Raw genomic sequence first — 20,268 nt, forward strand, 5'->3', positions numbered from 1 at the left:
TTTCAACGTCCCAGAAAAACCGCCTTGCCGAGCGGCACGCCGTTGTGCCGCAGGATGTCGTAGGCGGTGGTCACGTGGAAATAGAAGTTGGGCATGGCGGCGTGGAGCAGGTATTGCAAGCCCGGCATCGAGACTTCCCGCCCGCCGAGCCTGAGTTCGATCGTGCGCTCTTCCGAGTTATTCAGGTCGGCTGCCGAAAACGTCGCCAGATGATCGACCGTCTTGGCGATGCGGACCTGCAGGTCGGCGAAACTCGCTTCATTGTCCTCGTATTTCGGCACTTCGCGGCCGGCGAGCCGCGACGGCGCGCCCTTGGCGTGATCGGTGGCGATCTGCACCTGCCTGGTCAGCGCGAACATGTCGGGGGCCAGCCGCGCGGTCAGAATGACCTGCGGGTCGATCTTGCGATCGGCCGCGTTCTGTTCGGCCAGCGACAGCACATTGGAGAGTGACTTCAGCCTGGCCGAAAACACCGGCACCGAGGCGTCATACATCGAAATCGTCATCTTGCTTTCTCCCAGTCGAGCGACGGGAGCTAGCGCTTCCACAAGCGATTCTTCAAGCGTCACCGCGCCGCCGCAATCACCATGCTAGGTGTTTCCATCTGGAGTGGAGGATCCCGATGAGATGCGCCTTTCTTGCAGCGACCGCTTTCTTCTCCATCGCCGTAACGGGCCAGCAGGCGCTCGCCGCCGACCCACCCTATATCGACGATCGCTCGGACGCTGCCGCTGTCATCCGCTCGCTCTACAGCGCCATCAACCGGCATGAATTCGCCCGCGCCTGGGGCTATTACGGCGATGCCAAGCCGGCAAAGGATTTCGACGCGTTCGTCAAAGGCTATGACGGCACCGATACGGTCGAGGTGAAGACGGGCGCGGTATCCGACGAGGGTGCGGCCGGCAGCATCTACTACAGTGTCCCGGTCGCCATCCAGGCGACCGACAAGAAGGGCGAGGCCAAGGTCTTTGTCGGCTGCTATACGCTGCGCCAGGTCAACGGCCAGATCCAGGAACCGCCGTTCCAGCCGATCTTCATCGACAAAGGCGCGCTGAAGCCATCGACCGCCGATTTCGAAGAGGCCGTGCCGGCAAGCTGCGGCGACGGCCCGCCGCCGCCGAAGAAGGACGAGGCGCTGGAGCAGGCGAAGAAGGCGTTCGCTGCCACCTATGCCGGCCAGTGCGATAAGGAGCTGTTCGAGCAGGAGCCCGAGTTGTTTTCGATCAAATACAAGGACAAGAGCGCGGCCGAAGGCGACCCCGAGCGGGAAACGCGGCTCTTCCATTTCGCCTGCTCGGCCGCCGCCTACAATGAAAGCTCCATCTACTACATCTACGACGACGTCTCGGGCGTCAGGCAGTTGCAGTTCGCCGAGCCCGAAATGGACATCCGCTACGCGAACAACGACAGCGACGGCAAGGTGGAGAGCATGCACGTCGTCGGCTTCCAGGCGACAGGCTGGGCCGTCAATTCCGCTTACGACGACGCCACCAAGACGATCACCACCTTCAACAAATGGCGCGGCGTCGGCGATGCCTCGTCGTCGGGAACCTACCTGTTCCGCAACGGTGATTTTTCCCTCGTCCAGTACGACGTCGATGCATCCTACGACGGCGAGCAGAACCCCCAGGCCGTGGTCGACTACAACACCGCGCCCTGAGGCAATCCCGGTATCACGTCACGGCGCCTTGGACAGCATCCAGTTGAGCGTGCCGCGCCAGTCGGTCATGCGGATCGGCGTGCCATGGGTGCCGGTCTCGAAGCGGACGAAGCGGGTCGGATACGGATAGGCCTTCGATCTGGCGATGATGGAGCGGAAGAAGGCTTCCTGCTTTTCCACGGGAAATACCGGGTCCTTGCTGCCCTGACCGAAGAAGACGGGCACATGGCGCCTGAAGGCGGGACTGGCGAGAAAGCTTTCGTCCCACAGCGAACCGAGCAGCAGCAGCCCGTCGATGCGTCGGCCGGTGTCGTTGCGCGCGGCAAGCTTCCAGCACAGCGATCCGCCCATCGAGCCGCAGGCGACGAAAATCTTCGCGCCCGGGGACTTCTCGGCGTAGTGATCGATCAGCGCCGCAACCTGGGCGGCGCCCTTGTCGCCGAAATCGGGGAAGTCCGGCGACAGATAGAGGCCGCCATTGGCGGCCATCAGATTCTTGAGGCGGTTGAAATTGCCACCGAAGGTAAAGTCGTCGACACCTTGCTTGCGGCTGCCACCCTGCCCGTGCAGGTAGAGCACGATGATGCCGGCGCCCTCGGTCTTGCCGACGGCGACATGCCTGACATCGCCGGCGTCGGTCTTCAGCATCAGGTCCTGCTGCAGCTTGCGCACGCCGGTGTCGGTATATTCGCCATGGACGCGCTTTTCCGGCACCTCGTCGCGCTGGTTGATGTCGCGCATCTCGCGATAGTCGATGACGGTGTAGGCGCCATTGTCGCCGGACGACAGCGTCGCCGGATAGGCGAACAGATCGTCCTTGTAGGGTTTTAGCTCGAGCGCGCCGGCATCAACGGCGGACAGCGAAAGAGCGATCGCGGTTAACAGGGTGCGGGAGACTTGAAAGCGACTGGCCATGCCGCAGGCATGCGTGCTTCGGCTTCGCCTTGTCAATCCTGCAGCACGCCGCCGGCGCCTTCCAGCGCCTCGCGCGTGTCGACATCGACGGAGGCGGCGTTGCCGATCTCGACATCGACGACATCAAGGCCCCCGGCCTCGACCAGGTGGCGCGCGCCGGTGTCGCCTTCGAGATGGGCGATGGCCCCGAACAGCGAACGAGGCAGCAGCACCGGATTGCCGCGCCGGCCATCGTGCGCCGCGCGCACCACCGAGCGGCCGCCGGATCTGCGGAAGGCTTCGATAAGCCGGTCGAGATCGGCGGAGGACACGCCGGGCATGTCGCCAAGGACGATCATGGCGCCGGCGGCATCGGCCGAAACCTTGGCGATGCCCGCCTTGAGAGACGAGGAAAGGCCGTCGGCGAAATCGGGATTATCGGCCAGGATGACATCGAGACCGCTCAAGGCCACGAGCACCCGCTCGCGCTGATGGCCAGTGACGACAATGGTGCTGGATGCCCTGGAGCCCAGTGCTCTCTCGGCGGCGCGGCGGACCAACGGCTTGCCGTCGAACAGTGCCAGCAGCTTGTTCGGCCCGCCCATGCGGCTGGAGCGGCCGGCTGCCAGAAGCACGATCTCGACCTTCGGCCCGACTCCCTCGCGCTTTGGCGACGGCTCGCGCGGCTGCGGCCGGGTCGGTATCTCCATCAACAGCCCGCCGACGCCCATGCCGGCGATGTCGCCGGCCGTCACGTCGAGACCGGCGATCAGCCGGTCGAGCACCCAGTCGAAGCCGTTCTCCTTGGGGCTGCGGGCGCAGCCAGGCGCGCCGATGACGCGCTTGCCGGCAAGCGTGCCCAGCACCAGCAGATTGCCGGGATCGACCGGCATGCCCGCGCGGACCACGCTGCCCCCTGCGTATTCGATCGCCGCCGGGACGACGTCGGCGAAATCGCTCATCGCCGAGGCGCCGAAGATCACCACCATATCGTTGTCACGGACGAGCGCAGCAGCCGCTTCCGCGACGGGCGCGACCGCGTGCGGCGTGCGGCGCTCGGCGGTCAGTTGGCTGCCCGAGCGCGTCATGCGCGCTTCGGTGATGCGCAGCGTCTTGTCGAGCACGCTCGATTTGACCCCGGGCAGCATTGTCTGGATGACGCCGATCCGCATCGGCCGATAGGCGTTGACGGCAAAGATCTCGCCATCGGCGCAGATCCTTGCCACCCGATCGACCAGGCTGCCGGCGACGGCGAAGGGAATGATCTTCACCGTCGCCACCATCTGGCCTTTCTCGACCGGCGCATGCTGCGCCAGCGTGGCGATGGTGATGGTCGGATCGACGGCATTGATGGCGTCGATCATCGCGCGGTCGACGGTGAAGACGCCGGCCGCCTCGGCGTGCAGATTGACCCGGCCGGTCGCGGCGGGCCTGGCCTCCACGTTGCGATGGCTCATGCCGGCGGCGATCCGTTCCGCCGCCGCGTCCTCGCCGAGGTCGTCGGGCGCCAGCACGGCCGCGACCACCTCTGAAATGCCGGCCGCTTTCAGCACCGACAGGTCATCGGCGCTCAGCCTGTGCGCCTTGCGAAAGCGCCGCTCTCCGGCCTCTGTGGCGTGTGCCAGCACCGCGCCTTCCGCCTCATCGATCGGAACCGGACCGAATTTCACGCCACGGCGCCTTTTGCTTCGAGGCCGCGCGAGCGGAAGGCGTGGATGGTCTGCGCCAGCACCGCTACGGCGATCTCGGCCGGGCTTGCCGCGCCGATATCGAGGCCGATCGGCGCATGGATGCGGGCGATCTGGTCGGCGCTGGCGCCGAGCGCCAGCAGGCGTTCCACGCGCTTGGCGTGCGTCTTCCTGCTGCCGAGCGCGCCGACATAGAAGCACCTGGCATCGAGCGCTGCCTTCAATGCAAAATCGTCGATCTTGGGGTCGTGGGTGACGGCGGCAAGCGCCGTGTAGCTGTCGAGGGGCTGGCGCGCCAGCACATCCTGCGGCCATTCGGCATGCAGCACGACATCGGGAAAACGCTCCGGCGTGGCGAAAGCGGTGCGCGGGTCGATGATCTCGACGGGGTAGCCGGCGATCCTGGCCATCGGCGCCAGCGCCTGGCTGATATGGACGGCGCCGATCACCACGAGGCGGGGCTGCGGCAGATGCGCGTTGAGGAAGAAGGTGCGCCCTTCCGCCTCGACAGAGCCGGAATTACCGGTGCGAAACGCCCTGGCGATCGCCGCTCCCAATTCGCCGGCGACCGGATCGCCCTCGCGCACGATGCGGTCGCGGCCGTCGCCGAGGTCGGTGACCAGGATCGCCGCGCGGCGGGCGCGGCGTTCGGCATTCAATGCTTTCAGCACATACGGGTCCATGGCGCCCTAACCAAGCCGCTCGACATAGACCTTGATGCGGCCGCCACAGGAGAGACCCACCTGCCAGGCGGTCTCGTCGGCGACGCCGAACTCCAGCATCCTGGCCTTGCCCGAGCCGATGACATCGATCGCCTCGGTCACCACCGCGCCCTCGACGCAGCCGCCCGAGACGGAACCGTGGAAATTGCCGTCGGCGTCGATGACCAGATGGCTGCCGACCGGGCGCGGCGCCGAACCCCAGGTCTCGACCACGGTCGCGATGGCGACATCCTTGCCGTCCTTCATCCAGCCCTCCGCGATGATCAGGGGATCGCGGGCCTCATCGAGATAGATGCTGTTTTCCATGACTGCTTCTCTTGGAGTCTGTTTATGATCTGGGCAGTTCGCGCAAATCTATGCTCAATCAATCACTGCGAACGCGTCAACCTCGATCAGATAGTCGGGGGACAGGCTCGCCACGCCAAGCACCACGTCGGCTGGTTTGTGATCTCCGAACAGCTCTACCCGAGCCTTTTCGATGATCGGCAGACATTCGTCGCGATTGTAGTTGACGACATAGATCGTGATCCTGCTGACCTGCGCAGGCGCCGCACCGGCGGCGGCGAGTGCTCGGCCGAGATTGGCAAACACCTGGCGCGCCTGAGTCGCAAGATCGCCACGGCCGACAAGCTTGCCATCCAGGTCTTCTGGCTCCTGGCCCGAGATGAATACCAACTTGCTGCCGGTCGCAACGACAACCTGGCTGTACGTCTGCGGAACTGGCAGATCCTTCGGGTTGATGCATTGGAGCGGCATTCATCGGGTCTCCTGTATGGTGGTCTCAATTTTCTGGGAGTCTGTTCTTCCGATGGATAAACATATGGCTATGCGGCGTGCCTGTCGCCAGCCCGCAGCCATCGACGCGGATCGACCGAAGCGGCCGGCCGCTGGTCGAGCGAGGCGCAGAGATCGGCCAACGCCTCGAGATTGTGCACCGGGCGGAACTCGTCGACATGCGGCAGCATCGCCTTGACCCCGCGGGCGCGCGCCTCGAAGCCGTCGAAGCGCAGCAGCGGGTTCAGCCAGATCAGCCGCCGGCAGGATTTGTGCAGCCGCTCCATTTCCTCCGACAGGCCGGCGACCTCGTCGCGCTCCAGCCCGTCGGTGATCAGCAGCACCACGGCCCCCTGCCCCAGAACGCGTCGCGACCACAGGCGGTTGAACTCGGCCAGCGTGTCGCCGATGCGGGTGCCGCCGGACCAGTCCTTGACCGTCGCCGAAGAGTCGGCGAGCGCGGCGTCGGCATCGCGAGGGCGCATCTGCCGCGTCAAATTGGTCAGCCGGGTGCCGAAGACGAAGGCATGCACGCGCCGGCGCTTTTCCGTCAGCGCGTGCAGGAAATGCAAAAAAATGCGCGTGTACTGGCTCATCGAGCCGGAAATGTCGGCAAGCACCACCAGCGGCGGGTGCACCTCGCGGGCAGAGCGGAATTTCGGCAGGATCAGCGCGCCGCCGGTGCGGGCGGCCGAACGCATCATGGCACGCGGATCGATGCGCCTGCCCTGCGCGTCCGCCCTGAAGCGGCGTGTGCGGACCATGTCGAAGGGCAGTCGCAAGGCGGCGATCGCCTGCTTGGCCTCGGCCAGCTCGGCGGCGTTCATCTGGGCAAAGTCCTTGCCGCGCAACACCTCGTTGCCGGAAAAGGTGAAGCGGGCATCGACCTCGATCTCCGGGATTTCCTTGGCCGGCTGGTTTTTCTGATGGCCCTCGAACATCGCCTGGCTGACGCGGGTCTCGGCCGCGCGCGGTTTCTGCTTCTCGCTGGTATCGAGGGCGACAGGCGAGAACATCGCCAGCATCTTTTCGATCAGCTCGCGCGATTTCCAGAACAGCCGGAAAGCTTCGTCGAAGACCGGATGGTCCTCATGCCGGGAGACCAGCACTGCATGCAGCGTCCAGTAGAAATCGTCGCGCGATCCGATGCCGGCGGCAAGCACCGCCTCGATCGCATCCTTGACCGAAGCCGGTCCGACCCGCATGCCGGCCTTGCGCAAGGTACGGGCGAAATAGACGATGTTGTCGGCGAGGCGCCCGTCCTGCGTGGCCTCAGCGGGATCGGGGCGCGGCGACTTCATCGGCCTATTCCGCAGCAGCGAGCTCGGCCTTGACCTCGTCGAGGATGCGCCGGCCCTCGCCCGCGCCGATGCGGGCGATGTCGTCCTGGTACTTCAAAAGCACGCCGATCGTGTCGGAGACCGTTTCCGGATCGAGCGCGACCTTGTCGAGCTCGATCAGCGCACCAGCCCAGTCGATGGTCTCGGCGACGCCCGGCGCCTTGAACAGCTCGACCTGGCGCAGCTTCTGAATGAACGACACAACCTCGGCCGAAAGCCGGCTGTTGGCCCGCGGCACCTTACGACGGACGATCTCCAGCTCGCGCTCGGCATTGGGATAGTCGACCCAGTGGTAGAGGCAGCGCCGCTTCAGCGCGTCATGGATCTCGCGCGTGCGATTGGTGGTGATGATGACGATCGGCGGCTCTTCCGCCTTGATCGTGCCGAGCTCCGGCACCGTCACCTGAAAGTCCGACAGGATTTCGAGCAGGAAGGCCTCGAAGGCCTCGTCGGTGCGGTCGAGCTCGTCGATCAGGAATATCGGAGCAGCGCCCGCCTTGCCGGTCAGCGCATCGAGCACCGGGCGGCGGATCAGGTACTTTTCGGAGAAGACGTTGCGCTCCATGTCGGAGCGCACAACCTTGCCAGCCGCCTCCTCCATGCGGATCTCGATCATCTGCGCGGCGTAGTTCCACTCGTAGACCGCGGAGGAGACGTCGAGCCCCTCATAGCATTGCAGGCGGATCAGCCGGCGGCCGAGCGCAGCGGCCAGCACCTTGGCGATCTCGGTCTTGCCAACGCCGGCCTCGCCCTCGAGGAAGAGCGGCCGCTTCATGCGCAATGACAGGAAAAGAACGGTCGCCAGCGAGCGGTCCGCCACATAGTCCGCGCCGGTCAGGAGATCGAGCGTCTCGTCGATCGTCCCCGGCGCCGGGCGCGGTTTCAAGCCGGTCATTCCATCTCCGTGGAGTCAGCCATCAAGGAACCTACAAGGCGCGATAGCCGCGATCATGATAGATCAGCGGGCGCAAATTATCGCCGATGCGCAGGCCTGTCACCTTGCCAAAAAGCACACGGTGGGTGGCAAGATCCTTGGTGTCGATCAGCTCGCAATCGAACACGGCAAGCGCGCCTTTCAGGGTCGGCGCACCGGTCGAGATCACGTCCCATTCGCCAAGCGCAAACCGTTCCTCGACCGGCAGGCCGGTCATGCCGGAAAAGCCGACCGAGAGCGGCTCCTGATGCGAGGCCAGCGTGTTGAGCGCGAACCTGCCATTCGCAACGAAAGGCTCGTTCTTGGGATTTTCTCGGTTGAGGCAGACGAGCACGGTCGGCGGCGTGTCGGACACCGAGCAAGCGGCGATAACGGTCGCGCCTCGTCTGCCGGCCGGACCGTCGGTGGTCACCACATGGACCTGGCCGGCAAAATGGGCCATCGCGTCGCGATAGGCCTGCGGCCCGATGTCGTTCTTCTTCAGCACAGATGATTTTCCTCAGAACCCATCGTTATATATGGCGGCATATTGCATGCCACAAGCGAAGTGCTTGACCCATATCCGGAAATTCGCGTTGCACCGGGGCCGGCCAGCCTTTAGGTCTTGGCGAAGCGGATGCCGGCAACCCTACCGCCGGCACGGGAGGAATGCTTCGCTCACATGCGACCCCTGATGACGACATTGGCGGTGCTGGCCTCGATTGCTTTCGCCGGCAATGCGGGCGCCGAAGACCTCGTCGTCGGCGTCGCGGCGCCGCTCTCCGGCCCGTCAGCGATCCTCGGCAAGCAGGTCGAAGCCGGCGCCGTGTTGGCGGCCGACACGAACGGCGCGACGATCAAGACGGTCGACGATGCCTGCACCGCCGAAGGAGGAGCCGCCGCGGCGCGCGACTTCGCCGCCACCAAAGTCAATGTGGTGGTCGGTTTCCTCTGCACCGAGGCGATCGAGGCGGCGCTGCCGATCCTGAAGGAGGCCGGCATTCCCGTCATCACCGTCGGCGTGCGCACCGAAAGCCTGACCGACCGGCGCGCCAAGACCGGTTGGCCAGTCTACCGGCTGGGCCCGCGCGGCGACGACGAGCGCTACGCCGTCGCCAGGATACTCACGCGTCTGTGGCAGAAAGAGCTGTTCGCCATCATCGACGACGGTACGATCTATGGCCGTGAAATCGCGGAGACTTTGCGAGCCGCGGCCGAGCAGGCGGCGCTGAAGCCGGCGTTCGTCGACACGTTCCGGCCGCAGCTCGACAACCAGATCGGACTGATCGGCCGGCTGAAGAAGGCCGGCGCGACCAAAGTATTCGCCGGCGGCGACGGCGACGACATCGCCATCATGGGGCGCGATGCTGCCCAGCTCGACGCCGACATCACCTTTGCCGGCGGTGAAAATCTGCGCACGCCGGCCGGCGACGTGCCCTATGCCATGGGCACGTTGATGATCGCGCCACCCGAATGGGCCGAGGCCGCCGACCCCAAGGTGGTGCAGGCCTTCACGGACAAGAACATCGTGCCGGAAGGCTACACGCTGCCTGCCTATGCCGCGGTCGAGATCGCCAGGGCCGCAACGGCGGAGGCGGCAAGCTCGGGCAAGCCGCTTGCCGAAGCGCTCACCGGGCATGAGTTCACGACGGCGATCGGGCCAGTCCGGTTCGACGACAAGGGCGATCTCAGCCAGTCTCCGTTGCGTGCCTTCCGCTTCGACGGAACACGCTTCGTGCCGCTGGAGGCCAACTGATGTTCCACAGCGGCCCGCGCAACCTGATCACCGATGTCGCCGGCCTCAAAGTCGGCAACGCCGCCGACGCCAGGCTGAAGTCGGGCGTGACGGCATTGCTTTGCGACGATCCGGCGGTGGCAGCCGTGCAGGTGCTGGGCGGCGCGCCAGGCACGCGCGAGACCGACCTGCTGGAGCCGCAGAATTCGGTTCACGAGATCCATGCCGTGGTGCTGTCGGGCGGCTCGGCCTTCGGCCTCGACGCCGCGTCGGGCGTGCAGGCTGCGTTGCGCGAAAGGAATATCGGTGTCGAAGTCGGGGGCTTCCGCGTGCCGATCGTGCCGGCTGCGATCCTGTTCGACCTGCGCAATGGCGGCGACAAAGGTTGGGGCCGCTACCCGCCCTATCGCGAGCTCGGCTACCAGGCGGCACAAGCGGCGGAGGCCGACTTTGCATTGGGCACGGCAGGCGCCGGCATGGGCGCGCTGACGTCGGGCCTCAAGGGTGGGCTGGGTTCGGCCTCGACCGTGCTTGAAACCGGCGTCACCATCGGCGCGCTCGCCGCCGTCAACCCGACCGGCTCGGTGACGGTCGGCAGGACCCGCCACTTCTGGGCGGCGCCTTTCGAGATCGGCGACGAGTTCGGCGGCCTCGGTTACCCTTCGCCGATGCCCGCCGACGCCAGGCGGATCCTGCTTAAATACCGCGACAAGCAGTTCGGCGGGCAAGCGGATGCCGGCGGCAACACCACCATTGCCGTCATTGCCACCGACGCCGTTCTGACCAAGGCCGCCGCCAAACGGCTGGCGATTTCGGCGCATGACGGCTTCGCGCGAGCCATCTGGCCGGCGCACACGCCGGCAGACGGCGATCTGGTTTTCGCGCTGGCGACCGGCAAGAGCGGCGTCGAGCTTAGCGCCGACGCGGCCATCGATCTCTACGCCGCCGCCGGCGCCACCATGGCGCGCGCCATCAGCCGCGGCGTGCATGCCGCAACAGCGGCCGAGGGCGATCTGTTTCCGGTGTGGTCGTCGCGCTGAACCGGCGGATCAGGTGGGATCGGACTTTTCTTCCTCGAAGCTCACCGCGACATCCGAATTGGCAGACAGCCAGACCTTCTTACCGTCGACCTCGGCGACGAGGCTCAGGGGAATGTAGTGGTGGTGACCCTTGTGCGAGCCCATGCCGCTGTCGGCCTTGGTCAGCTTGATCCGCTGGCCGTCGAACTTGTCGACAGTGCCGATGTGAACGCCGTCGGCGCCGATCACTTCCATATGCTCGCGAATCTTGCTGGTGTCGGTCATTGTGGTTCTCCATTGAAGCTGCCGACAACAACAATCGACGGCCGGATTGGATGCATTGCCGCCGGAGGGCACGTCCTGTTCACCATGACGTGATAGGCATGATCCAATCCTGCCGGCTGGAGCGACAAGTCCATGCGAATTCCCGTTCTGATTTGCACATGGCTGTTCGCGCAGCTCGCCACCGTCGCCACGGCCGGCGCCGGCGACGTCGCGGAGCTGGAAATCCTCGGCTTCAGCCAGGATGGCGGCGTCTTCGCCTTCGAGGAATTTGGCGTGCAGGATGGATCGGGCTTTCCCTATGCCAACCGCTACTACATCGACACGAGCAGCGACAGCTTTCTCAAGGGAACGCCGATCAGGGTGCGCCTCGACGACGAGGCCGCGACGCTCGACCAGGCACGCCTGCAGGCGCGGCAGAAAGGTGAAGCCATTGTCGGCCAGGCGGAACTCGCGGCCAATCGCGGCATCACCGCCGGCTTCAACGCCATAACCGAGCTTTCCGCCGATCCCTACCGCATGGCGGTCAATCCGCGCCCGATATTCTCTCCGGTCGACGAGCCGCTCGAGTTCCGGCTGGACGAAATCCCCTTGAACGACACCGAGGGCTGCCAGAGCCAGGGCGAGATCAACGGCTTTCGCCTGCTGCGCATCGAGGCAAAGGATGGCGGCAAGACCGAACTGGTGCACGAAGACAAGTCCATCCCGAAAAGCCGCGGTTGCCCGAACGGCTACCGCATTGGCGCGGTGCAGACGTTCTCGATGCAGGGCTTGAGCGCCTATGCCGTGCTGATCGCAGTTCGGCAATACGGCTTCGAAGGTCCCGACTTTCGCTGGATCGCGGTGACAGGCCGGCTGTGACACCGCTCTCGCAACCCACGGCGCGCAGTCGCATCGGCGAGCATTTCCGGACCGCCCTGCCCTCGGCCCGCACCGCGTTTGCCGGCGCGCTGGTCTGGGGCCCGACGATGGGCGCCAGCGCGCTCGTCAATCTCCTGCTCTACGACTGGGAGACGCCGGCGAAGATCCGCTTCGTCACGCTCATCTATGCCGCCGGCGGCGCGCTCGCCTTCCCGGTCGGCCTGTTCCTGGCGCGGCTCGTCTCACGCGGCCGGCACTGGGAGGTTGCCTTCGCCGCCGCGTTCGTCGCGCTGCTGGTCGCTACGCTCGCCTTCACCGGTGGATTGTTCGCGCTGCAATACCGCTCCTACTATGCCGAATGGCACGCGCCGGCCTTCACCATCCGGTGGGCGTTCGAGTTGGTGTTCACCATGCTGACGGCGCTCTACCAGTTCGTCGTGCTCGGGATCCGGCTCTATTTTCCGCTGGGATTCATTGCACTGGTGGCCGCCGGCATCTGGTTTGCGCGGCAGCAGCGTTGAGCATTTCGTCGGCCTCTGTTAGGAGGCGGGCGACAAGCCCCCAAGTCAGGACCGATTGATGATCCCTCGCTATTCCCGGCCGGAAATGGTCGCCATCTGGTCGCCAGAGACCCGTTTCCGCATCTGGTTCGAGATCGAGGCGCATGCCTGCGACGCGCTGGCCGAACTCGGCGTCATCCCGAAGGAAGCGGCCAGGACGATCTGGGAAAGGGGCGGCGCGGCGAAATTCGACGTCGACAAGATCGACGAGATCGAGCGCGTCACCAAGCATGACGTGATCGCCTTCCTCACTCACCTCGGCGAGTTCGTCGGGCCGGATGCCCGGTTCATCCATCAGGGCATGACCTCATCGGACGTGCTCGACACCTGCCTTGCGGTGCAGCTCACCCGCGCCAGCGACATCCTGCTTGCCGACATCGATGCACTGCTGGCGGCTTTGAAGCGCCGCGCCTTCGAGCACAAGGACACCGTCACCATCGGCCGCAGCCACGGCATCCATGCCGAGCCGACCACGTTCGGCGTCAAGCTGGCGCAGGCCTATGCCGAGTTCTCGCGCTGCCGCGAGCGGCTGGTGCATGCGCGAGAGGACATTGCGACCTGCGCCATCTCCGGCGCGGTCGGCACCTTCGCCAACATCGAACCCTATGTCGAAGAGCACGTGGCGCAGAAGCTCGGGCTGAAGCCGGAGCCGGTGTCGACGCAGGTGATCCCGCGCGATCGCCACGCCATGTTCTTCGCCACGCTCGGCGTCATCGCCTCGTCGGTGGAGCGGCTGGCGATCGAGATCCGCCACCTACAGCGCACCGAGGTGCTGGAAGCGGAGGAGTATTTCTCTCCGGGGCAGAAGGGCTCGTCGGCAATGCCGCACAAGCGCAATCCGGTGCTGACCGAAAACCTCACCGGCCTTGCCCGCATGGTGCGTTCCTTCGCCATGCCGGCAATGGAGAATGTGGCGCTCTGGCACGAGCGCGATATCTCGCACTCCTCGGTCGAGCGCATGATCGGACCGGACGCCACCGTGACGCTCGATTTCGCGCTGTCGCGGCTCACCGGCGTCGTCGACAAGCTGCTCGTCTATCCCGACAACATGCTGAAGAACATGAACAAGTTCCGCGGCCTGGTGCACTCGCAGCGCGTGCTGCTGGCGCTCACCCAGGCCGGCGTGTCACGCGAGGACGCTTACCGCCTGGTGCAGCGCAACGCCATGAAAGTGTGGGAACATGGTGCTGATTTCCTTGAGGAATTGCTGGCGGATAAGGAAGTGACCGCAGCGCTCCCCGAAGCCGATATCCGCGAGAAATTCGACCTCGGCTATCACACCAAGCATGTCGACACGATCTTCAAGCGAGTGTTCGGCGAGGCGTGAGGCAAGCGTCCTTCTCCCCGTCACTATACGGGGAGAAGGTGCCGGCAGGCGGATGAGGGGGCGGCGCCGACTTCGGCGACAAGCTAGCCGTCGCCTTGTATCAGAAACGATAATCTCGCAAGCTTTGCGCTGCCCCTCATTGCCCTGCCGGGCATTTCTCCCCGTATAGTGACGGGGAGAAAGGGGCTGTCGCTAACGCCTCATCACGCCTTGCCGGGAATCGTCCTGATCACCGTGCCCCACGGATCCTCGCGGGACGTCTCACCGGCCACATTGTCCGAGCGCATCTCGACCCAGGCGAGACCCGAACGGGCCGGATCGCGGCGGCCGGCGCCGGCGCTGCGCCAGGCATTGGCGCCGATGTGGTGGTGGTAGCCGCCCGACGACAGGAACACCGCCTGGCCGCCATACCTGGCCACCGTGTCGAAGCCGAACTCGTCATGCCAGAAGGCTTCCGCATCTTCCGGGCGGCCGACGCGCAGATGCACATGGCCGACGATGGTGTTTTCCGGAGCGCCCTGCCAGCCGGCATCGCCTGCCGGCACGCTGGCGACGACGGCGGGGAGGTTCAGCCGTTCGGTCGCCATGGCGATCTTGTCGCCGTTCCACTTCCAGTCCTGCGGACGGCGATCCGAATAGATCTCGATGCCGTTGCCCTCCGGATCGGTCATATAGAGCGCCTCGCTGACCAGATGGTCCGACGCGCCCTCGATGGCGATCCGGTTGGCCGCGGCGTGGTTGATCCAGCGGCCGAGATCGGCACGGCTGGGCAGCAGGAAGGCGGTGTGGAACAGGCCGGCGCTGCGCGGATCGTCGGGCTTTGCCGCGGCATCGGGCTCGAGCACCAGCAGCGGCCGGTTGGCGGCGCCGAGCGTGATCACGCCATCCGCGCGGCTCAATTCCTGCAGGCCGACAACGGCGCGGTAATAGGCGGCGAGCCCTTCGGCATCGCGCGCCTTAAGGCCGACGCGCGACACGCTGACCGGCGTGGTCGCGGCGAAAGGCAATTCACTCATCATCGTCTCCGTTCGGGCGCCCGCCGAAACTCCCAAAGCCAGGAGCCCCGCGCCGCCGATCATCCTACGCCGTGTCAGCCCCGAAATCCGGTCCTTCACGGCTATCTTGTCCTGGCCACAGATCGTCGATCTCGATCGTTCACACAAGAGAGCAAGGAGCGAACATGGTGTTCACTAATTTGATCGTGACCGTCGTTCGGCACGGTTGCGCGGAAGGGCGGCGCTCGCTACATGCGCGCCATGAAGGTCAAGGACGCAGATATCCTCATCGTGCCGGGCTACACCAATTCCGGCCCCGAACACTGGCAGACCCGCTGGCAATCGAAACTGTCGACGGCGCGCCGGGTCGAGCAGGCGGAGTGGTCAAAGCCGGTACGCGAGGACTGGACTGCGAATGTAGCCAGGGCAGTCAACGAGGCCGAGCGGCCGGTGGTGCTCGTGGCGCATTCGCTTGGCGTGGCGGCGGCGGTACAGGCCATCCCGCAGTTCCAAAGGCCGGTGGCCGGCGCCTTCTTCGTGGCGCCGCCCGACGTCGCCAATCCGGACATCAGGCCGCGGCACCTGATGACCTTCGGCCCCTATTCGCGCGAGCCGCTGCCCTTTCCGTCGATCGTGATCGCCAGCCGCAACGACCCGTTCTGCGCCTTCGATGTCGCCGAGGATATTGCCGGCGCCTGGGGCTCGCTGTTCATCGATGCCGGGGATGCCGGCCACCTCAACGCGGATTCCGGCTTCGGCCCCTGGCCTGAAGGCTCGATGACCTTCGCCAAGTTCCTGACGGAATTAAGGGAACCCTGAGCTGTAGCCGCTCGGTGGCGCTCAGGAACCGATGGAATCGCGCATGCTCTTCAGCAGGGTCTTGGCGCCCAACGAAATCAGCGTGTGGTCCGAGCCCATGGCGAGCAGCCGGTAGCCCATCGCGACGACGCGACCGGCAACCGCCGGCTCGATGACGTAGATGGCGGCGTGCTTGCCGGCCTTGCGCGTGCGCTCGGCGATCGAGGCGACCGTCTCCATCATGCTTTCCAGCGTCGAATTGACGGTGGTGCCGTTCGACCAGGCAATCGAGAAATCCGACGGGCCGACGAAAATGCCGTCAATGCCGGGTGTCTCAATGATGCCGTCCAGCGCCTCGAACGCCGCCCGCGTCTCAACCATCGCAAACGCCATGGTGCGCTGGTTGGTGTCGCGCAGCCATTCGGCATGATCGCCCTTGCCGTGACGCGGAAAGGCATAGGTCGGCCCCCAGGACCGCTCGCCGACCGGTGGATATTTCATGGCGGCGGCGAACAGCCTGGCGTCGGCCACAGAGTTCACCATCGGCGCGATCACCGCCTCGGCGCCGAAATCGAGCGCCCGGCTCGCCATGTCGAAGCGGCCGACCGGAATGCGCACCAGCGCCGGCTTGTTGGCGGCCAGCACCGGCACCAGGCCGCGCAGCACGCTGTCCTCGTGATGGCCGCCATGCTGCATATCGAGGGTGACGGCGTCAAAACCCTGCTTGGCGATGATCTCGACCGTCAGCGCATCCGGCACTCCGGACCATGCGGTGAACAGCGTTTCATCCGCCGCCAGGCGTGACTTCAGGGACATCGGCTCTTCCTCGTTACCTCGTTAACAATCGCAGTTTCGGCTGGAAGCCGCGACAAGGCAAAGAAAAACCGCCCGACTGAGGCGGGCGGTCGATTGGTCCAGCTAGAGCATGATGCCGAAAAGCGTGAAGCGGGTCTCAGACGACATCATGCTCATGAAAGATCAGGTGTTCTTGATCTGCTCGATCGCCTCGGCCATCAGTTCGTCCATGGTGCGGCGGATCTGATGGTCGGACTGGGCAACGCCAGCGTCGTCGAAATCCTTGCGGATCTTGCGGAAAACGTCGTGGTCGCCGGCTTCCTCGATGTCGGCGACGACCACCTGCTTGGCATAGGCCTCGGCATCGTCGCCGGATTTGCCGAGCTTCTCGGCGGCCCACAGGCCGAGCGCCTTGTTGCGGCGGGCAGAGGCCTTGAAGCGAAGCTCCTCGTCGAAGACGAATTTGCGCTCGAAGCCCTCTTCGCGGTCTTTCATGCTGCTCATGGCATCCCTCCGGTCAAATCCGATTCGCTTAGGCGTAAATCATGTGTGTTCCCGAAGCACAAACCAAAAGGCCGCGGGCCGGTCAATATGCTACATCACTTGCTGCGCTGCGGCATTTCATTCCCGAAAGCGGTTGATTCGAAGGATTTGCCGATTGAGCAAACAATGCGATTGGGATAGACACCGGCATTGAACACCGCCGTTGCCATACTAATTTAGGCAGACGGACAGGAACTGGTCGTTTGCCGCCTGCCCGGAAATCCAGAGAAAAAATCAGATGAAAAATCGCCGCCGCATTTATGAAGGCAAGGCCAAGATCCTCTATGAGGGACCCGAGCCGGGGACGCTGATCCAGTTTTTCAAGGACGATGCGACCGCCTTCAACAAGAAAAAGCATGAAGTGGTCGATGGCAAGGGCGTGCTCAACAACCGCATTTCCGAGCACATCTTCAACCATTTGAATCGCATGGGCATTCCGACCCATTTCATCCGCCGGCTCAACATGCGCGAGCAGCTGATCAAGGAAGTCGAGATCATTCCGCTCGAAGTGGTGGTGCGCAACGTCGCCGCCGGCTCGCTGTCGAAGCGCCTCGGCATCGAGGAAGGCACGGTGCTGCCGCGCTCGATCATCGAATTCTACTATAAGGCCGACGCGCTCGACGACCCGATGGTGTCGGAAGAGCACATCACCGCCTTCGGCTGGGCGAGCCCGCAGGAGATCGACGACGTGATGGCGCTGGCCATCCGCGTCAACGACTTCCTCTCCGGCCTGTTCATGGGCGTCGGCATCCAGCTCGTCGACTTCAAGATCGAGTGCGGCCGCCTGTTCGAGGGCGACATGATGCGCATCGTCGTCGCCGACGAGATCTCGCCCGACTCCTGCCGGCTGTGGGACGTGGCCACCCAGGACAAGCTCGACAAGGACCGCTTCCGCCGCGACATGGGCGGCCTGGTCGAAGCCTACCAGGAAGTCGCCCGCCGCCTCGGTATCATGAACGAGAACGAGCCGGCGCGTCCGACCGGGCCGGTGCTCGTAGCCTCCTCCGAGCCGCCCAAGGGCATGAAGCACTAATTTTTGCCGCCATCCAATCAGGAGCATGTCCAGCGTGATCAAGGCCCGCGTCACCGTAACCCTCAAAAACGGCGTTCTCGACCCGCAAGGCAAGGCGATCGAGCATGCGCTTTCGGGACTGGGCTTTGATGGCGTCGGATCGGTGCGCCAGGGCAAGGTGTTCGACGTCGAGCTGGCCGGGACCGACAAGGCCAAGGCCGAAGCCGACCTCAAGGCCATGTGCGACAAGTTGCTGGCGAACACGGTGATTGAGAACTACGCGGTGGAGATCGCCTGACAATGAAATCAGCCGTCGTCCTTCTGCCTGGCCTCAACCGCGACCGCGACATGATCGCGGCGCTGACCAAGATTTCCGGACAGGCGCCGGCAACCGTTTGGCAGACCGACACCGAAATCCCCGACGTCGACCTGATCGCCATCCCCGGCGGCTTCTCCTTCGGCGACTATCTGCGCTGCGGGGCGATCGCGGCGCGCATGCCGGTGATGCGGGCGGTGGCAGAAAAAGCGGCCAAGGGCGTGATGGTGATCGGCGTCTGCAACGGCTTCCAGATCCTGGTCGAGGCCGGCCTGCTGCCCGGTGCGCTGATGCGCAATGCCTCGCTGAAATTCGTCTGCCGGCAGGTGAAGCTCGAGATCGCCAACGCCAACACCATGTTCACCCGCCGCTATCAGCCGGGGCAGATCATCCGCTCGCCGGTGGCACATCACGACGGCAACTATTTCGCCGACGCCGAGACGCTCGCCCGCCTCGAGGGCGAGGGACAGGTGGTGTTCCGCTATGCCGAAGGCACTAATCCCAACGGCTCGATCAACGACATTGCCGGCATCATCAGCGAGAAGGGCAATGTGCTCGGCTTGATGCCGCACCCGGAGAACCTGATCGAGGCGGCGCATGGCGGCAGCGACGGCCGCGCGCTGTTTGAGGGCGCCCTCGGCATCGCCGCTTGATTATCTTCTAGGACATTCCTTTCGGAACGCGGGGGCGGCCTGACCATGAGACTGACGATTGTTCGCCTTGCTCTCCTGGCTGCCGCCGGGCTTGCGCTCGCCTCCTGCCAGTCGAGCCCGAAGAGCACGCCGGCGCCCTCGGGCAAGAGTGCCTCGCTGCTCGCCATGGAGCAGGTGGCGATATCGGCGCATAAATGCTGGATCGCCAGCAAGGATCCGGCCTTCAAGCCCTACCAGATGGCCAATGAGCTGAATTCGTTCAGCGGCACGCCGCGCTTCCTGCTGGTGCCGGCCAAGCATTATGGCGGCAAGCCGCTGCTGGTTGTGCAGGCGCAAGGCAATTCCAGCCGCATCGATGTGTTCGGCCCGCTGATGGCTGACCCGCTCGGCGCGCGCATCGGCTCCGATATCGCCCGCTGGCAGGCGGGCAACCCGTCCTGCGCGGCCGCCGCCTGAGGCGATGGGCCGATTCCTGCAGAAGGCGGGACTGGCCGTCGGCCTGATCGGGCTCGTCCTGCAGGCTAGCATCACCATCCCGGCGTCGATGGAAGCCGGCCGCGGCTTCCTCGGCTCGGTCGTCTTCCTGTTCAGCTTCTTCACCATCCTGACCAATATCGGGGCGGTGCTGGTGCACACGTCGCTGCTGTCGCCGTCAGGCTATGCGTGGTTCCCGGCCTTTGCCGGATCGCGGCTGCGGGCGGGCGTGGCGGTGGCGATCAGCCTCGTCTTCATCGTCTATGCGACGGTGCTGGCGCGGCTGTGGCAGCCGCAAGGACTGTTCCTGCTCTGCGATATGCTGCTGCACTATGTGACGCCGGCGCTGTTCGTGCTGTGGTGGCTCATCGCCGGCGCCGATGGCACCACACGCTGGCGCGACATCTCCTGGTGGATGGTCTACCCGCTCGCCTACCTGGCCTATGTGCTGCTGCGGGCGCCAATCGCCGGCGAAGTCCCCTAGCCGTTTCTCAACGTGGAGAAGAACGGCGCGGCCAGCGTCGCCGTTTCAGCGCTGGCCACAACCGGACTGTTGCTGCTCTTGTGCGTCATCGCCGTCCTCGCCGATCATTGGGTTGCCCGGCTGCGGAAATAGTGTTCGGCGCCGTCCCTATCCTTCGAGGGCGTGAACTCAATCCCAGAACGGCCGGAGGCCTTCGCGATGCGCATCGCAGCGCGAGACGCCGATATCCTTGAGCTGCTCGTCCGTCATCTCCAGCAAGGCCAGGCGGCCGCGGCGGCGATCCAGCATCCGGTCAATCTGCCTCATGACGGAGCCGAGCACAAATACGAGGCGATCCACGAAGCCATTGCGAGCCCGTGACTTCGTGCGCCCATCCAATCCGGTGCCGATGTAATGAATTGTGTCGGTTGTATCCATCTTCGT

The 20,268-nt window shown here is 64.9% G+C and carries 25 protein-coding genes and 1 pseudogene; 12 read left to right on the top strand and 14 right to left on the bottom strand.

The genetic code is table 11. The features are described from left to right. Window positions 1-2: 2 nt before the first annotated feature. Complete coding sequence (locus PU724_RS13795) at window positions 3-506, bottom strand: DUF1993 domain-containing protein (protein ID WP_354421512.1); 504 nt, start codon at window positions 504-506, stop codon at window positions 3-5. A gap of 116 nt (window positions 507-622) precedes the next feature. On the opposite strand from PU724_RS13795, the gene PU724_RS13800 reads away from it, so the two are divergent. Then, complete coding sequence (locus PU724_RS13800; RefSeq protein ID WP_354421510.1) at window positions 623-1,660, top strand: DUF1176 domain-containing protein; 1,038 nt, start codon at window positions 623-625, stop codon at window positions 1,658-1,660. Between the two features lie 18 nt (window positions 1,661-1,678). Here PU724_RS13800 and PU724_RS13805 read toward each other — a convergent pair whose 3' ends face one another. The 8 genes from PU724_RS13805 to PU724_RS13840 form a co-directional block, all read right to left on the bottom strand. Then, window positions 1,679-2,575, bottom strand: coding sequence for an alpha/beta fold hydrolase (locus tag PU724_RS13805; RefSeq protein WP_354421508.1), 897 nt, complete (start codon window positions 2,573-2,575; stop codon window positions 1,679-1,681). Between the two features lie 32 nt (window positions 2,576-2,607). Then, on the bottom strand, window positions 2,608-4,224 hold the full coding sequence (locus tag PU724_RS13810; RefSeq protein WP_354421507.1) for an NTP transferase domain-containing protein: 1,617 nt from the start codon (window positions 4,222-4,224) through the stop codon (window positions 2,608-2,610). Then, on the bottom strand, window positions 4,221-4,925 hold the full coding sequence (locus PU724_RS13815; RefSeq protein ID WP_354421506.1) for an XdhC family protein: 705 nt from the start codon (window positions 4,923-4,925) through the stop codon (window positions 4,221-4,223). The genes PU724_RS13810 and PU724_RS13815 overlap by 4 nt, the downstream gene beginning before the upstream one ends. 6 nt (window positions 4,926-4,931) lie before the next feature. Further along, a complete protein-coding gene (locus PU724_RS13820) occupies window positions 4,932-5,270 on the bottom strand; it encodes an XdhC family protein (RefSeq protein WP_040593291.1) in 339 nt (112 codons plus the stop codon). Window positions 5,271-5,324: 54 nt separating this feature from the next. Next, a complete protein-coding gene (locus PU724_RS13825) occupies window positions 5,325-5,720 on the bottom strand; it encodes a RidA family protein (RefSeq protein ID WP_127286656.1) in 396 nt (131 codons plus the stop codon). Window positions 5,721-5,788: 68 nt separating this feature from the next. Next, the gene (locus tag PU724_RS13830) at window positions 5,789-7,039 is read right to left on the bottom strand and encodes a vWA domain-containing protein (RefSeq protein WP_354421503.1); all 1,251 of its coding nucleotides are present in this window, start codon (window positions 7,037-7,039) and stop codon (window positions 5,789-5,791) included. A 4-nt stretch (window positions 7,040-7,043) separates the two neighbouring features. Then, window positions 7,044-7,973, bottom strand: a complete 930-nt coding sequence (locus PU724_RS13835) for an AAA family ATPase (protein ID WP_354421501.1) — start codon at window positions 7,971-7,973, stop codon at window positions 7,044-7,046. Between the two features lie 31 nt (window positions 7,974-8,004). Continuing rightward, window positions 8,005-8,499, bottom strand: coding sequence for a flavin reductase (locus PU724_RS13840; protein WP_127286659.1), 495 nt, complete (start codon window positions 8,497-8,499; stop codon window positions 8,005-8,007). Between the two features lie 174 nt (window positions 8,500-8,673). On the opposite strand from PU724_RS13840, the gene PU724_RS13845 reads away from it, so the two are divergent. Further along, window positions 8,674-9,747 (top strand): branched-chain amino acid ABC transporter substrate-binding protein, encoded by a 1,074-nt coding sequence (locus PU724_RS13845; protein ID WP_354421499.1) that lies wholly within the window; start codon window positions 8,674-8,676, stop codon window positions 9,745-9,747. Beyond that, entirely contained in the window at window positions 9,747-10,766 is a 1,020-nt protein-coding gene (locus PU724_RS13850) for a P1 family peptidase (protein ID WP_292103294.1), read from the top strand. The genes PU724_RS13845 and PU724_RS13850 overlap by 1 nt, the downstream gene beginning before the upstream one ends. 9 nt (window positions 10,767-10,775) lie before the next feature. Here PU724_RS13850 and PU724_RS13855 read toward each other — a convergent pair whose 3' ends face one another. Next, window positions 10,776-11,030 (bottom strand): DUF2171 domain-containing protein, encoded by a 255-nt coding sequence (locus PU724_RS13855; RefSeq protein WP_354421498.1) that lies wholly within the window; start codon window positions 11,028-11,030, stop codon window positions 10,776-10,778. A gap of 132 nt (window positions 11,031-11,162) precedes the next feature. Between PU724_RS13855 and PU724_RS13860 the strand changes: the two genes are divergently transcribed. From PU724_RS13860 to purB, 3 genes are read left to right on the top strand one after another with little or no spacing between them, the layout of a single operon-like run. Next, a complete protein-coding gene (locus tag PU724_RS13860) occupies window positions 11,163-11,888 on the top strand; it encodes a DUF2259 domain-containing protein (protein WP_292169453.1) in 726 nt (241 codons plus the stop codon). Next, window positions 11,885-12,409 carry a hypothetical protein gene (locus tag PU724_RS13865; protein ID WP_354421496.1) on the top strand — a complete coding sequence of 175 codons (525 nt, stop codon included), beginning with the start codon at window positions 11,885-11,887 and terminating at the stop codon, window positions 12,407-12,409. The genes PU724_RS13860 and PU724_RS13865 overlap by 4 nt, the downstream gene beginning before the upstream one ends. Window positions 12,410-12,467: 58 nt before the next feature. Further along, window positions 12,468-13,775, top strand: a complete 1,308-nt coding sequence (gene purB, locus PU724_RS13870; protein WP_292103286.1) for an adenylosuccinate lyase — start codon at window positions 12,468-12,470, stop codon at window positions 13,773-13,775. A gap of 203 nt (window positions 13,776-13,978) precedes the next feature. On the opposite strand, the gene PU724_RS13875 is transcribed toward purB, so the two are convergent. Further along, on the bottom strand, window positions 13,979-14,791 hold the full coding sequence (locus tag PU724_RS13875) for a VOC family protein (RefSeq protein WP_354421494.1): 813 nt from the start codon (window positions 14,789-14,791) through the stop codon (window positions 13,979-13,981). Between the two features lie 240 nt (window positions 14,792-15,031). Here PU724_RS13875 and PU724_RS13880 point away from each other — a divergent pair, with 240 nt between their 5' ends. Further along, window positions 15,032-15,589: an RBBP9/YdeN family alpha/beta hydrolase gene (locus PU724_RS13880; protein ID WP_320320922.1), complete on the top strand. Its 558-nt coding sequence runs from the start codon at window positions 15,032-15,034 to the stop codon at window positions 15,587-15,589. Window positions 15,590-15,610: 21 nt separating this feature from the next. Here PU724_RS13880 and PU724_RS13885 read toward each other — a convergent pair whose 3' ends face one another. Together PU724_RS13885 and PU724_RS13890 are read right to left on the bottom strand one after the other, a co-directional pair. Further along, window positions 15,611-16,384 carry an HpcH/HpaI aldolase family protein gene (locus PU724_RS13885; protein WP_127282325.1) on the bottom strand — a complete coding sequence of 258 codons (774 nt, stop codon included), beginning with the start codon at window positions 16,382-16,384 and terminating at the stop codon, window positions 15,611-15,613. 162 nt (window positions 16,385-16,546) lie between these two features. Beyond that, a complete protein-coding gene (locus tag PU724_RS13890) occupies window positions 16,547-16,867 on the bottom strand; it encodes a DUF1476 domain-containing protein (protein ID WP_127282326.1) in 321 nt (106 codons plus the stop codon). Window positions 16,868-17,144: 277 nt separating this feature from the next. Here PU724_RS13890 and purC point away from each other — a divergent pair, with 277 nt between their 5' ends. The 5 genes and pseudogenes from purC to PU724_RS13915 all read left to right on the top strand — a co-directional run bounded on the left by purC (window position 17,145) and on the right by PU724_RS13915 (window position 19,977). After that, a complete protein-coding gene (gene purC / locus PU724_RS13895) occupies window positions 17,145-17,939 on the top strand; it encodes a phosphoribosylaminoimidazolesuccinocarboxamide synthase (protein WP_127311088.1) in 795 nt (264 codons plus the stop codon). A gap of 34 nt (window positions 17,940-17,973) precedes the next feature. After that, window positions 17,974-18,216, top strand: coding sequence for a phosphoribosylformylglycinamidine synthase subunit PurS (gene purS, locus PU724_RS13900; RefSeq protein ID WP_354421491.1), 243 nt, complete (start codon window positions 17,974-17,976; stop codon window positions 18,214-18,216). Between the two features lie 2 nt (window positions 18,217-18,218). Next, complete coding sequence (purQ, locus tag PU724_RS13905; RefSeq protein WP_127392923.1) at window positions 18,219-18,887, top strand: phosphoribosylformylglycinamidine synthase subunit PurQ; 669 nt, start codon at window positions 18,219-18,221, stop codon at window positions 18,885-18,887. 45 nt (window positions 18,888-18,932) lie between these two features. Next, a complete protein-coding gene (locus PU724_RS13910; RefSeq protein WP_127282329.1) occupies window positions 18,933-19,343 on the top strand; it encodes a hypothetical protein in 411 nt (136 codons plus the stop codon). Between the two features lie 4 nt (window positions 19,344-19,347). Next, window positions 19,348-19,977: pseudogene (locus PU724_RS13915) on the top strand (Pr6Pr family membrane protein). 36 nt (window positions 19,978-20,013) lie between these two features. Here PU724_RS13915 and PU724_RS13920 read toward each other — a convergent pair. After that, complete coding sequence (locus PU724_RS13920; protein ID WP_126054839.1) at window positions 20,014-20,262, bottom strand: DUF1127 domain-containing protein; 249 nt, start codon at window positions 20,260-20,262, stop codon at window positions 20,014-20,016. Window positions 20,263-20,268 lie beyond the last annotated feature (6 nt).

It is taken from the genome of Mesorhizobium abyssinicae, from assembly GCF_049887195.1.
Taxonomy (GTDB): domain Bacteria; phylum Pseudomonadota; class Alphaproteobacteria; order Rhizobiales; family Rhizobiaceae; genus Mesorhizobium; species Mesorhizobium abyssinicae.